We start from the raw sequence: 14,357 nt of genomic DNA on the forward strand, positions 1-14,357 counted from the left end.
TATTATATGTAGCACCTGAATCATTAACAAAAGAAGAATACGTTGAGTTTCTTCAAAATGTAACCATCTCTTTTGTCGCCATTGACGAAGCACATTGTATTTCGGAATGGGGACACGATTTCAGACCAGAATACCGAAATTTAAAGGCTATCATCAAACTAATTGGTGATGTTCCTGTTATTGGTTTAACCGCAACGGCTACGCCAAAAGTGCAGGAAGATATTCTTAAAAACCTTGATATGTCTGATGCTACGACTTTTAAAGCATCTTTCAATCGGCCAAATTTGTTTTACGAAGTACGTACCAAAACAAAAAATATAGAATCCGATATCATTCGTTTTATAAAACAGCATAAAGGGAAGTCAGGAATTATTTATTGTCTGAGCCGGAAGAAGGTGGAAGAAATTGCCGGCGTATTACAAGTAAACGGTATTTCCGCTGTGCCATATCACGCAGGTTTGGATGCTAAAACCAGAGCCAAACACCAGGATATGTTCCTTATGGAAGATGTTGATGTGGTTGTGGCTACCATCGCATTCGGAATGGGAATCGATAAACCGGATGTTCGTTTTGTAATCCATCATGATATTCCGAAATCACTGGAAAGTTATTATCAGGAAACTGGTCGTGGCGGTCGCGATGGTGGAGAAGGTCATTGCCTTGCTTATTATTCTTATAAAGATGTAGAAAAGTTAGAAAAATTCATGTCGGGCAAACCCGTAGCTGAACAGGAAATTGGATTTGCTTTGTTGCAGGAAGTTGTTGCTTACGCTGAAACCTCAATGTCGAGGCGCAAATTTTTATTGCATTATTTCGGGGAAGAATTTGACAGCGAAACTGGTGAAGGTGCCGATATGGATGACAATGTCCGCAATCCAAAAACAAAAACCGAAGCTCAGGATCAAGTCAAGCTGCTTTTAGAAACAGTTCGGGATACCAAATATTTATACAAATCAAAAGAAATTTGCTTTACGCTCATCGGAAGAGTAAATGCGATGATTAAAGCACACAGAACCGATTCACAAACTTTTTTTGGAAAGGGAAGCAAATTTGAAGAACGCTATTGGATGGCTTTGATTCGACAGGTTTTGGTTGCTGGTCTTTTGACTAAAGATATTGAAACCTATGGTATTTTAAAAGTATCAGACAAAGGGCATGAGTTTATAAGCAAGCCTACATCTTTTATGATGTCGGAAGATCACGAATATAATGAAGCTGAGGATGATGCAATCGTAACGGCATCAAAAAGTGGCGGAACTGCTGATGAAGCTTTGATGGGAATGTTGCGCGAGTTGCGTAAAAAAGTAGCTAAGAAATTAGGTGTTCCTCCATTTGTGGTTTTTCAGGATCCATCGTTAGAAGATATGGCGTTGAAATATCCAATTACGATTGACGAATTGACAAACACACACGGAGTTGGTGAAGGAAAAGCAAAAAAATACGGCAATGAGTTTATTGAACTTATTGCACGATATGTTGAAGATAATGATATCATCCGCCCAGATGACTTAGTTGTAAAATCTACAGGAGTAAATTCAGCTAACAAATTGTACATCATTCAAAATATAGACAGAAAACTGTCACTCGAGGATATAGCTAAAGCCAAAGGATTTACGATGGATAATCTGTTGAAAGAAATGGAACAAATCGTCTATTCCGGAACCAAATTAAACATAAGTTACTGGGTTAATGAAATCCTAGACGAAGACCAACAGGAAGAAATCCACGACTATTTTATGGATTCTGAATCAGATAAAATAGAAGATGCATTAAAGGAATTTGATGGCGATTACGATATCGAAGAATTACGCCTGATGCGGATAAAATTTATAAGCGAAGTAGCAAATTAAAATGTGCAGTGACAGTCTCAGTTTTCAGTTCTGATTACTGCGACCGCGACTGAAAACTACTTATATACTTCTCCACGATGCGGCTTTAAAGCATCCCGAACGGGAATCATGTATTCATCGGTTACCACCATAAAAGCTATGGCATGCATTTCATTTTTGATTTCAAAACCCGTGATATGCAATGGCAATTTTTGATGAATAATATATTCTTTCAAATGAAGTTCATGATGCTCTGCCGTCTTAGCTGAAGCTTCACCACGAAAATCCCAAATTAGTTTTATTTGTCTTGACATTATATAGTTTTCCAAGTTGTTGTGGGACAAAATTACAATAACAATTTTCAAATTGCTATTTTTGTCAAAATTCAACACAATGCCACAAGAACTACAACTTCAGGTTTCTCCCGAAATAGCAGCAAATGAAAGTTTGCTCTACGAACATGTAGCTCAAATAGTTCGGGTTTCTACTAAATTAGTTTCTAAAGTTGTAATTCTAAAACGTTCTATAGACGCGCGTCAAAAATCTATTAAAGTCAATCTTAAAGTTTCTGTCTATCTGATTGATGAAAAATATACAGAACAAAAAAATGAACTTCCTAACTATGAAAATGTTTCCAATAAACAGGAAGTAATCATTGTTGGCGCTGGTCCAGCCGGATTATTCGCAGCTTTGCAATTAATCGAATTAGGTTTAAAACCAATAGTGATCGAGCGTGGGAAAGATGTTCGCGGCCGTCGTAGAGATTTAAAAGCCATAAATGTTGACCATATTGTAAACGAAGATTCCAATTATTGTTTTGGTGAAGGTGGAGCAGGAACTTATTCTGACGGGAAGTTATATACGCGTTCCAAAAAACGTGGCGATGTAGACAGGATTCTGCAATTGTTAGTTGGTTTTGGTGCTACGCCCGATATTTTAGTCGAAGCACATCCTCATATCGGAACCAATAAATTACCGCAAATCATTCAGGACATTCGGGAGAAAATAATCGAATGTGGCGGGAAAGTTTTGTTCGAAACAAGAGTGATTGATTTCGTTGTAAAAAACAATGAAATGCAAGGCGTTATTACTCAAAATGGCGATACGATTTCTGCCAATAAATTGATTTTAGCAACCGGACATTCAGCTCGTGATATTTTTGAGTTACTTGACAGAAAAAAGATTTTTATCGAAGCCAAACCTTTTGCGCTTGGCGTTCGCGCAGAACATTCGCAGGAATTGATTGATAAAATTCAGTACAGTTGCGATTATCGTGGCGAGTATTTACCACCGGCACCTTATTCAATTGTGAAGCAGGTGAATGGTCGCGGAATGTATTCGTTTTGTATGTGCCCAGGTGGCGTAATTGCGCCTTGTGCTACAAGTCCGGGAGAAGTGGTGACCAATGGCTGGTCGCCATCAAAGCGAGATCAGGCAACAGCCAATTCAGGAATTGTAGTCGAATTAAAATTAGAAGATTTCAAACCTTTTGAAAAATTTGGCCCTTTAGCCGGAATGGAATTTCAGAAAAGCATCGAACAAAAAGCATGGCATTTGGCTGGAGAAACTCAAAAAGTTCCGGCACAACGCATGATTGATTTTACACAAAGCAAAGTTTCTGCTTCGATTCCGAAAACATCTTATGTTCCGGGAACAACTTCAGTAGAAATGGGACAGGTTTTTCCAGATTTTTTAACTCAAATAATGCGGGAAGGATTCAGTGAATTTGGAAAAGCAATTCGCGGTTATATGACCAATGAAGCCATTCTTCATGCTCCCGAAAGCAGAACTTCATCGCCGGTTAGGATTCCGCGTGATAATGAAACATTGGAACATCCACAAATTAAAGGCTTATATCCATGTGGCGAAGGCGCCGGATTTGCAGGCGGAATCATTTCAGCAGCCATCGACGGCGAAAAATGTGCCTTGAAGATTGCTCAAAGTCTTTTAAAATAAGTAAATTTCATTTTTATTTTTAAAAAAGTAGGGTGATGGCATTTTGTGTTGTCTAACCTTTAAACACTAAATTATAAATAAGATGAAAAAAATTAAAATTTTACTATTGCTATTGACAGTTACTGTCGCAGGGTTTTATTCTTGTACCGATAATAATCCGGTTGAAAATGAAGTGGTGACGACAAAGAGTATTTCTTTGAGAACTACGCTTAACGAAGTCAAAAAAGCCAACAACATCAACGGGAAAAATACAACTTCCACTCAGGATCAGTTGCTTTGCTTCAATTTTGTATACCCAATAAATCTTTCATATAACAACGGAACAGTAATAAGCGTTGCTTCTTATAATGGGTTAATTGAAATTTTATCCAATGAAACATCAGCCTTATATATTGATGGAATCGAATTTCCTTTTCAGGTTCAACATGAAGGAGCTATTACAACTATCCATAATGAAGAAGAATTCTTTGCTTTAATCCAGGATTGTACTTTCTATACAGTTAATAACACTGTGCTTGATTTCACTTGCTATTCTATTGTTTTTCCAATTTCGGTTATCAATGCCAATAATGAGACAATACTCGTAAACAACCAAACGGAATTGGTAGAATTAGTTTCAGCAAATCCGGCTGGTACCGTTAGTTATCAGTTAAACATTGTATTCCCGATTTCAGTGGTTCAAAATGATGAAACAATAGTAATCCATAATTTATACGAATTTTTTGCTTTGAATAATGATTGTCCTAGCAGTGATTGTATTTGTACAGCCGATTATAGCCCAGTTTGTGTGCACACGGCTACAGGAATAGTTGAATATTCTAATGCTTGCCATGCTGAATGTGATGGATTTACTGCTGCAGACTTTGTAAATTGTAATCCGGTAGTTAGTATCGATTTTGGAAGCGTTTTAGGAACTTGTTTTAATATGTCTTATCCTGTGCAAATTCAATATCAAGGTGCATTGCAGACAGTAAATAATAATGACAACTTGTTGCAATATTATTTCCCTGCACAGAGCAGTATTCCTGCTTTTCATTATCCGGTAACAGCTACTTTCAATACGGCTACAGGCCCGCATACTATAGTAATCACCAGCCAGGCACAATTTGAAGCAGCCATTGCTAACAATTGTAATTAAATTTAAGAATTGAAAAAATAAATATTACGGCACAACCTTAGTGATAAGGTTGTGTCTGTAATTTAAGCTATGAACGAAGAAAACCAAAACGTAAAGCTCTGTTCCGATGCGGTATTCCGTTCGGTTTTTGACACTAATTTTAAAGTGTTGCGGAACTTTTTGGTATATAAATTCAGAGGTGATATTGAAAGCGCTGAAGATGTAGCTCAAAATGCTTTTGTCAAACTTTGGGAAAATTGCGAAATACTGAAACCGGAACAAGCCAAAAGCTTTTTATATACAACCGCAATCAGGCTTTCGCTGAATAAAATTAAACATAATCAGGTAGTAGCTAATTTTGGAGTTCAGTTTAAACCAAAGTCATTTCACAAAGAATCACCTGAGTTTTTAATGGAGGAAACCGAATTGAAAACTTTATTAGAAAAAGCCATAAACGATTTGCCCGAAAAGCAAAGAACCGTATTTTTAATGAACCGTTTTGATAATCAGTCGTATACAGAAATTGCAGCCTCATTAGATTTATCGGTAAAAGCAGTTGAAAAAAGAATGCATCAGGCATTATTGTCTTTAAGAAAAGTAGTGAAAAACGTTTGAAAAATTATAAGATGGAAGAGATAAACGAAACGTATTTATCAGATTGGTTAGCCAATAAAATCACAGATGAGCAATTAAAAGGATTGGTTTCGGCAGAAGATTTTGTAGCTTTTCAAAAGATAAAAAATACACTAAGCGGTGTTGAAATTACCAACCCGGATTTGGAGCAAAACTTCATTGCTATCAAACAAAAATTAGCTGATAAAAAGCAAACCAAACAAGTAAAAGTTGTTCCGATATGGCGCTATGCTTCAATTGCTGCCGGCTTGCTAATCTTTTTTAGCTTGTATTATTCTTTTATTGCTGAAAATAAAATTGCAACCGGTTATGGAAATACAGAAATCATAACATTAGCCGATAATTCAAAAGTATCTTTGAATTCAAAATCAACTTTAGCTTATTCCAATATTTTCAAGTACAAAAGAACCTTGCAACTCGAAGGTGAAGCATTTTTTGAAGTCCAAAAAGGAAGCGCTTTTACAGTAGAAACTGCGTTGGGTGATGTTCGTGTTTTGGGAACCAAATTCAATGTAATTGCCTTTGATGATTTCTTTGAAGTAGTTTGTTATGAAGGCAAAGTTAAAGTCACGCAAAAAGAAAAATCAACGATTTTGACACGTGGAGAAAGTGTTCGTTTTTACCATAGTATTTCCGAGAATTGGGCATCCAAAACTGCTGTTAAACCGTCATGGATTTCGGGTGAATCGTCTTTTAAAAATGTGCCGATTCATTATGTAATCAACCAATTCGAAAATCAATACAATGTCGATGTGGCGTTTCCCAACAATATAAAAGAAGTAAAATTCACAGGAACTTTTACAAACAAAGATTTACAGGTGGCTTTGCAATCCATTTGTCTGCCAATGCATTTAAAATTTACTAAAAACAATACTGGAAAAATTATCATTTCTGAATGAAAAAAATAGTTTTGTGTTGCTTTTTTTTGCTTTTGACACAGCTGGTTTTGTCACAAAAAAAAGAGCAATTTACTTATACCAATGCCAAACTCACCAAAGTGCTTTCCGATATCGAGAAAGCATTTGATGTTAAATATTCCTATGTAGATTCATTAGTGATTTCACAACGAATTTCGTTGCCCAAAAAACTATATGATTTAGCTGAAATCAATACCGAAATTGAAAAACAATCCACGCTGAAAGTAGTCAAAATCAATGAGCGTTTTTATTCGATTAATCAAAAAGAAATACCTGAGAAAGCTAACCTGTTGAAAGAAGTTATCGTCGAAGAGTTTTTGGACAAAGGCATTCGCAAAACCAATCAAAATTATGTCATTTCTCCTCAAAAGGTGCAAACACTTCCGGGTGTAACGGACGCCGATATTTTATTGTCACTCCAACAATTACCTGGCGTAAAAAGCCCTAACGAAACAGCTACAGGTTTGTACATTCGCGGCGGAACTTCTGATCAGAATTTAATCCTGATGGACGGAATTCGGTTGTATCATCCCGGACATTTATTCGGAATGATTTCGAGTATCAATCCAAACGTAGAGCAAACCGTGAATTACTACAACAAAGCTGTTAATCCCCAGTTCGGCGAAAGGGTTTCAGGAATTATTGATATTAAATCCACAGATAAAATTTCGGATAAAACCAAACTCAACGCCGGAATCAATGCATTGAATATTGATGCTTATGTGCAAACACCTTTGGTGAAAGACAAATTAGGTCTACAGCTTTCGGGAAGAAAATCCTATACAGAATGGATTCAATCACCAACGTTCAACCAATTAGAAAGCAAAGTTTTTCAGAATACCAACTTCAAAGAATTTGATAATGGCAACCAGTTTAAATTCTACGATTTTTCATCAAAGCTGAATTTTAAACCAAACCCAAAAACCGAAATTTCACTTTCAGGTTTGGTTATTAAAAACGATTTGGATTATAAAAATGTCATCACAAGCGATAGTATCAGTAATCAGAAAATGAGCATTGAAAACTATGGTTTCAGCCTGAATTGGATTCAGAAATACAGTCCAAAATTTATTCAAAAAATCTTGGTTTCCTATTCGTTGTATAGTTTTGATTACCTCAAAAAACAAGACTATGATACCAACAAATTTGAAGCTTTTAAAAAACTGAATAGAGTAGTAGATTCGGGTGCAGAAATTAATTTTGGATATCAAATTGATGAGCAATCCAAACTGGAATTTGGTTACCATGTTTTTGGAAATGACATTTCGCATTTGTTCAACAGTTACAATCAGGATATTGGTGTTGATTTGAGTTTGAGACATCGTTATAACCTTACACATGCCGGTTTTGTTTATTTCAAAAAAGACTTAGGAAACTGGAATTTCCAACCCGGATTGCGCTATAATTTCTATAGCCAAATGAAAGCGTCAAGTTTGGAACCCCGATTACTGATTCAAAAAACTTTTTCAGAATCATTGATTTGGCAACTATCGTATGAACGAAGAAGCCAGGTTTTGAGCCAGGTTAAAGAAAATGTAGCCAATGATTTGAGTCTGGAGAATTATGTCTGGATACTTTCGGACAATGCTGAATATCCGATTCAAAAAGCCAATCAATATACTTCAGGAATTATTTTCAAAAAGAATAATTGGCTAATTGATGTTGATGCTTATTATAAAAACATCACTGGAATTACGTCGTTTACTTTGGGTTTTTTGAGTCAGAATGATAATAATATTCATCAGGGAAAAGGATTTACCAAAGGAGTTGACTTTCTGCTTCAGAAAAGTGCAGCAACATGGCGTGCCTGGATAACCTATACATATGAAGATTCTCAAAATCAGTTTGAAACGGTAAACGATGGAGACTATTTCAGTTCCAACGCCGACATCAAGCACAGTTTTACTATTGCCTTTAATAAAAAATGGAATAACTTTTTGTTAACAGCCGGCTGGTTTTGGCACAGTGGAAAGCCTTTCAGCACCATTAATGACTCGGGAGAAATCACATCCTATAATTCAGAACGATTACCCGATTATCACCGTTTGGATATTTCGGGTAGTTATCAGTTCCAAGACAAAAAAGGAAAGGCTTATAAGATTGGCGTTTCCGTTTATAATGTTTATAATCACAACGATCTTATCAGTAAAGAGTTTGAACGAAAATATACAAACGTTTCCGATTTTATCACACCTAGATATGCGATGCAGAATTATTACACTTTAGGTATCATGCCGAATGTGTTTTTCAGAGTGAATCTGTAATATTACAGTCACTAACTTTTTTACATCGTTATAGTTAATTTCTTTTTCAAAAAGTCTGTCGATGGTTTTAACCAAAGTAGTAATTTTATAGAAAATCAATTTTTATGAATACTATTCCAACCGAATTTCAGATAACAGATTTATTGCATCAGGATACTTATCTTGTTGATGGCCAGCTAAAAAAATGGACTGGAAAAACGTCTTCAGTTTATTCAACTATTTCTTCAACTCAAGAATATGCGCCTACATTATTAGGCTCAATTCCAACAATGGGTGAAGTTGGAGCTGAAGAAGTTGTAAAATCTGCTGTTGCTGCTTATGACAATGGACAAGGGTTGTGGCCAACGATGAAAGTTATTGACCGTATCAAATGCATGGAAAATTTTGTGACACAAATGAAAGCTGTCCGAAGCGAAGTAGTAAAATATTTGATGTGGGAAATTGGAAAATCATTACCCGATTCGGAAAAAGAATTTGACAGAACTGTCGAATACATTTATGACACGATTGAGGATTATAAAGAACTCGACAGAAGCAATGCGCGATTTACCAAAAGTCAAGGCGTAAATGCCATGGTTCGCCGTGGACCATTGGGAGTTGTGTTGTGTCTCGGACCTTATAATTATCCTTTGAATGAAACTTTTTCGTTGCTGATTCCGGCTATCATCATGGGAAATACTGTGATTTTTAAACCGGCAAAACATGGCGTTTTATTGATTTCGCCATTACTCGAAGCGTTTAGAAGTAGCTTCCCAAAAGGCGTTATCAATATTGTTTATGGCAGAGGCAGAGAAGTGGCTTCACCGATTATGAAATCAGGCAAAGTAGATATTTTAGCTTTGATTGGAAATAGTAAATCTGCGATTGCTTTGCAGGATTTGCATCCAAATAAAAACCGTTTGCGTCTAATTTTAGGTTTGGAAGCTAAGAATCCTGCGATTATTTTGCCAGATGCCGATTTAGATTTGGCCATTCAGGAATGTATCATGGGAACTTTGTCTTTTAATGGGCAACGTTGTACGGCACTAAAGATTTTATATGTTCACGAATCAATTGCTCCAGAATTCAACCGAAGATTTGCTGAAAAAGTTGACGCACTTCCTTTTGGGAATCCATGGGAGAAAGGCGTTTCATTGACACCATTACCAGAAAAAGACAAACCTGATTATATTCAGGAATTAATTGATGATGCGACAAGTAAAGGCGCTAAAGTCATTAATAAGAAAGGCGGAGAACGTTCAGAAAACTATATTTTCCCGGCGGTTTTATTTCCGATAAATAAAGAAATGCGTGTGTATCACGAAGAGCAATTTGGACCGGTAATTCCAATTTTGACTTTCAAAGACATTCAGGAACCGTTGAACGATATGGCAGAATCAAATTATGGACAACAAGTGAGTCTGTTTGGAAAAGACATCAAAACCATTGCGCCGCTTATTGATACTTTGGTGAATTTAGTTTGCCGTGTGAATTTAAACAGCTCATGTCAGCGTGGTCCGGATGTGTATCCGTTTACCGGAAGAAAAGATTCTGCTGTCGGGACGTTGAGTATTCATGATGCTTTGCGTTCGTTTTCCATTCGGACGTTTGTCGCTTCCAAAGACAATGCATATAACAATGCTATTTTACAGGAATTGCTAAATAGTAACGAATCGAATTTTATTAACACCGATTACATTCTATAAAAAAAAGTCCTCTCGTAATAGAACGAGAGGACTTTTTCATGAGGTTTACTTCTTCGTGACCGCTTCTTCATAGCGTTCAGAAATTTTTTTCCAATTGATTATTTTGAAGAAATTGTCGATGTATCTTTTTCGTTTGTATTGATAATCTAAGTAATAGGCATGTTCCCAAACATCAAGATTCAAAATTGGTGTGCCCGAAACTGTTTGTTTTGGCATCAAAGGATTGTCCTGATTTGGTGTGCTGGTCACTGCCAATTTTCCGGTTTTATCAACAACTAACCAAGCCCATCCTGAACCGAATTGTTTATCTGCAGCATCAGAAAATTGTGTTTTAAATACTTCAAATGAGCCGAAATCTCTGGTAATAAGCGAGGCTAAGGTGTCTTTAGGTTGTCCACCGGATTTTGGCGACATGCCTTCCCAAAATAAGCTATGATTATAATAACCACCGGCATTATTTTTTAAATCAGCATTAGTTCCGTCACATTTTTTCAAGATATCTTCAATGCTTAAATCAATTAATGTTGGATCTTCGACTATTAATTTATTTAGGTTGTTTGTATACGTTAGATAATGTTTTGAATAGTGCATTTCCATCGTTAGGATATCGATGCTTGGTGAAAGCGCATTGTATTCATAAGGTAATTTTACCAACGAGAATTGACCATCGCTGGCGCTTACATCATCAGGTTGGCCAATAGTTATTTTTTCTTCAGCTGATGGTAATGGAACTTCAACAACTTCGGTAAGTTTTTTTCTTTTGCATGAAGGGAGCAATAGTATGAAGGAAAAGCATAATACTATTGTAAAAATATTTTTCATAAATGTATTATTTTTTAGTTGCAATTTCGTTGATTGCTTCTATATAAAGTTCTTTGGCTTCGTCAACTGATAAATGGCTGATTTGCATCCAGGCATTGGTTTTAAAGGCGTTTCGCAAATCAAAATCGGAAGAGGAATTGTAACTTATGGTTCCGAAAGTGGCTTGTTTATAATAGGCATACAATCGCAATTGCACATCTTGCGGAAGCTCAGATTGTGACATTTTTGAAGCAATTTCTACTGCTTCCTGAAATCGAATATCTAATTCTTTTTCATCCATTTGGTTTATTCTTTTATTGCAATAACCGTTTGGTTTCCGACAGCATTTTGCTGAAGTTTCACTTCTACTTTTGTACCTAATGGAAAAAACATATCGACTCTGGAACCGAATTTAATAAAACCGGCATCATCGCCCTGGCGAACCTGCATTCCTACTTCGGCGTAGTTTACAATTCTGCGGGCCAAGGCACCGGCAATCTGACGGTAAAGAATTTCACCAAAAACTCTGTTCTCAATTACAACAGTTGTTCTTTCATTTTCAGTGCTTGCTTTTGGATGCCAGGCAACCAAGTATTTTCCCGGATGGTATTTGCTGTATTTTATCTTTCCGCTAACGGCGTAACGGGTAACATGGACATTTATCGGCGACATAAAAATTGAAACCTGCAAACGTTTGTCTTTGAAATATTCGTCTTCATAAACTTCTTCAATAACAACTACTTTTCCATCAACAGGAGCAAGTACAACTTTGTCATTTGCTTCTATTCTTCTGTTTGGGTTTCTGAAAAATTGTAAAATCATTAGTAAAAAAAACAAAGCCGCAATTTGAATCGTTTTTTCTAACCAAGGAATTGTAGTCAGCTTTGGTGCAAACAGCGTAATTATTACTGTTAATGTCGTTGCTATTAAAATAATTTTTCCGCCTTCTTTATGAAACATAATATAAGATTTGATAAAACAAATAAACAAATGGTGCTACAAATATAATACTATCCAAGCGATCTAGAATACCGCCATGTCCGGGCATTATATTTCCGCTGTCTTTTACAGCTGCGATTCTTTTAAATTTAGATTCGATTAAGTCACCTAAAGTACTAAATATACTAATAATTATCGGACTTACTGTCCAAATAAAAATGGAACCACCAATATAGAATTTTGAAATTAAAATTCCGGCAATTACCGAAAACAGCATTCCGCCAAAAAAACCTTCAACAGTCTTTTTAGGAGATATTCGTTCGATTAGTTTGTGTTTTCCAATTGATTTCCCAACAACATACGCAAAGGTATCATTCGTCCAGATTAGGATGAAGATGCTGATTATAATTTGGGGATTATAAAGAGCATGCTTGCCGAAAGGAATCTTCGAAATTAAAATAAATGGAAAAATTACATAGCCTATAACATAGATGTATTTTGAGAGCTTATCTATTTTATCTTTTTTTGAAATGAAAAGTAAGTGCAAACATTTAATCGAAACAAATAATGTAGCCAGTAAAAGCAGTCCATCGTTAATATGATCTGAATCGGGTAAATATTCCTTTTTGGAATAGGTTGCAAGTGTGTAAGTGGAAGCGCCAAAAAGAAGAGGAAGTATTATATTCAGCTTGACTAATCGGCAAAATTCATAAACCGCAATCAGCATAAATATTCCGAACAGAACATAAAAACTGTTAACAGAATAGGAAGTAGCAATCAAAAGCAGCGCAACATAAACAGCACCTGATAATGATCTCTTTAGCGTTTCGTTCATTTTATAAATCTTCTAGAAGCAGCAGGTATAAGTTTTTTGCAGTGCTTCCGTATTGAAGAAAGTCTTCATCTTTTGCTTTCTCAAAATACTTTATAGTGGTAATATTTGTTGGATAGTCTTTTTCGTATTTCTTCTTAATTACACGAAGACCATCGCTTTTAGCTTCTAAAATCTGACTAGTAGTTGCTAAGATAATGATGTTGTTTGGCAAATCATTTGGTTTGTTCTGCTTGATTTGATTAGAAGAAAAAAGTACAGAACCTTCATCTGCGATCAGGTTTTCACAACTGGCAAATAAAAATTTTGGGCTTGCTGGTTTGTCGTATTTGAGCTTATTTTCATCCAACATGCTATAAAGCTTTGGCTCGTAACATAAAGCTTCGCATTCAAACCAATCATTTTCTTCTAAAATATTCAGAAACTGATCTTTTACTTCGCTTAAATTTTCACAGTATAAAAACTTACCGCCATTTTTTTTGAAGTTATAAGTGAACTTTTCATCTACAGGAAGTAATGAAAAGCTTGAAGGAACATTATTGAATTCGCTTTGACTTTCTTCGTCAGAGGCATCATTACCGGTGCCAAAAATTTTTCTGAAAAGACTCATGCTTGTTTTGGTATAATCTGGTTTAAAATTGAAATCCTTCAAAGATAAAAAAATCTTAATTCAAAAGTATGTTTTGAATTAAGATTTTAAAAAAATGTTAAAAACCTAATTAGCCTAAACTATTTCAGTTTCTTCAGCTGGTGGGTCAAAAGGTCTTTTGCCAAATATATTTTGTAAGTCATCTTTGAAAATAACTTCTTTTTCTATCAGGATAGCAGCAAGTTGCTCCAGTTTTTCTTTATTTTCCTGCAGGATTTTTATAGCTCTTTGATATTCATTTTCAATCAGGGTCGAAATCTCTCTATCAATCACTAATGCCGTTTCTTCAGAATAAGGTTTTGAGAAATTGTATTCGCTTTGTCCGGTTGAATCGTAATAAGTGATGTTACCTAATTTGTCATTTAGTCCATAAATGGTAACCATGGCACGTGCTTGTCGTGTTACTTTTTCCAAATCGCTCAAGGCTCCAGTTGAAATTTTACCAAAAACAACTTGTTCTGCTGCTCTTCCGCCCATAGTCGCACACATTTCATCAAGCATTTGCTCTGTACGGACAATTAATCGCTCTTCCGGTAAATACCAGGCAGCACCTAAACTTTGTCCTCTTGGAACGATAGTAACTTTTATTAAAGGAGCAGCATGTTCCAGCATCCAGCTTACAGTTGCATGACCAGCTTCGTGTACAGCAATGGCATGCTTCTCTTCGGTGGTTACGATTTTATTTTTCTTTTCTAATCCACCAACAATTCTGTCAACAGCATCTAAAAAGTCTTG

General features: G+C 35.9%; 13 protein-coding genes and 1 pseudogene. 7 read left to right on the top strand and 7 right to left on the bottom strand.

Going from position 1 to position 14,357, the window contains the following annotated elements:
• The coding region (locus ABIQ27_RS00895) for a RecQ family ATP-dependent DNA helicase (protein ID WP_348031170.1) at window positions 1–1,850 on the top strand (1,850 nt) is incomplete at its 5' end.
• A 56-nt stretch (window positions 1,851–1,906) separates the two neighbouring features.
• On the opposite strand, the gene ABIQ27_RS00900 is transcribed toward ABIQ27_RS00895, so the two are convergent.
• Window positions 1,907–2,143, bottom strand: a complete 237-nt coding sequence (locus ABIQ27_RS00900; protein WP_348031172.1) for a hypothetical protein — start codon at window positions 2,141–2,143, stop codon at window positions 1,907–1,909.
• Between the two features lie 79 nt (window positions 2,144–2,222).
• Here ABIQ27_RS00900 and ABIQ27_RS00905 point away from each other — a divergent pair, with 79 nt between their 5' ends.
• From ABIQ27_RS00905 to ABIQ27_RS00930, 6 genes are all read left to right on the top strand, one after another.
• Entirely contained in the window at window positions 2,223–3,785 is a 1,563-nt protein-coding gene (locus tag ABIQ27_RS00905; RefSeq protein ID WP_348031174.1) for an FAD-dependent protein, read from the top strand.
• 82 nt (window positions 3,786–3,867) lie between these two features.
• Complete coding sequence (locus tag ABIQ27_RS00910; RefSeq protein WP_348031177.1) at window positions 3,868–4,923, top strand: hypothetical protein; 1,056 nt, start codon at window positions 3,868–3,870, stop codon at window positions 4,921–4,923.
• 69 nt (window positions 4,924–4,992) lie between these two features.
• Complete coding sequence (locus ABIQ27_RS00915; RefSeq protein WP_348031179.1) at window positions 4,993–5,517, top strand: sigma-70 family RNA polymerase sigma factor; 525 nt, start codon at window positions 4,993–4,995, stop codon at window positions 5,515–5,517.
• An 11-nt stretch (window positions 5,518–5,528) separates the two neighbouring features.
• Window positions 5,529–6,434, top strand: coding sequence for a FecR domain-containing protein (locus tag ABIQ27_RS00920; protein WP_348031181.1), 906 nt, complete (start codon window positions 5,529–5,531; stop codon window positions 6,432–6,434).
• Entirely contained in the window at window positions 6,431–8,716 is a 2,286-nt protein-coding gene (locus ABIQ27_RS00925) for a TonB-dependent receptor (RefSeq protein ID WP_348031183.1), read from the top strand. The genes ABIQ27_RS00920 and ABIQ27_RS00925 overlap by 4 nt, the downstream gene beginning before the upstream one ends.
• Before the next feature lie 104 nt (window positions 8,717–8,820).
• Window positions 8,821–10,401, top strand: coding sequence for an NADP-dependent glyceraldehyde-3-phosphate dehydrogenase (locus ABIQ27_RS00930; protein WP_348031184.1), 1,581 nt, complete (start codon window positions 8,821–8,823; stop codon window positions 10,399–10,401).
• A gap of 45 nt (window positions 10,402–10,446) precedes the next feature.
• Here the strand turns inward: ABIQ27_RS00930 and ABIQ27_RS00935 are convergent, their stop codons facing one another.
• The 6 genes and pseudogenes from ABIQ27_RS00935 to ABIQ27_RS00960 all read right to left on the bottom strand — a co-directional run.
• Window positions 10,447–11,223: a superoxide dismutase gene (locus tag ABIQ27_RS00935; protein WP_348031186.1), complete on the bottom strand. Its 777-nt coding sequence runs from the start codon at window positions 11,221–11,223 to the stop codon at window positions 10,447–10,449.
• A 7-nt stretch (window positions 11,224–11,230) separates the two neighbouring features.
• Complete coding sequence (locus tag ABIQ27_RS00940) at window positions 11,231–11,503, bottom strand: acyl-CoA-binding protein (protein ID WP_348031187.1); 273 nt, start codon at window positions 11,501–11,503, stop codon at window positions 11,231–11,233.
• Between the two features lie 5 nt (window positions 11,504–11,508).
• Window positions 11,509–12,162 (bottom strand): phosphatidylserine decarboxylase family protein, encoded by a 654-nt coding sequence (locus ABIQ27_RS00945; RefSeq protein WP_348031189.1) that lies wholly within the window; start codon window positions 12,160–12,162, stop codon window positions 11,509–11,511.
• Window positions 12,152–12,976, bottom strand: coding sequence for a phosphatidate cytidylyltransferase (locus ABIQ27_RS00950; protein WP_348031191.1), 825 nt, complete (start codon window positions 12,974–12,976; stop codon window positions 12,152–12,154). Before ABIQ27_RS00950 ends, ABIQ27_RS00945 begins: the two co-directional genes overlap by 11 nt.
• Before the next feature lies 1 nt (window position 12,977).
• A complete protein-coding gene (locus ABIQ27_RS00955; protein WP_348031193.1) occupies window positions 12,978–13,583 on the bottom strand; it encodes an LUD domain-containing protein in 606 nt (201 codons plus the stop codon).
• A 114-nt stretch (window positions 13,584–13,697) separates the two neighbouring features.
• Window positions 13,698–14,357 (bottom strand): annotated as a pseudogene (locus tag ABIQ27_RS00960) (peptidase M41); the annotation flags it as partial.

It is taken from the genome of Flavobacterium sp. (assembly GCF_039916025.1).
Lineage (GTDB): Bacteria > Bacteroidota > Bacteroidia > Flavobacteriales > Flavobacteriaceae > Flavobacterium.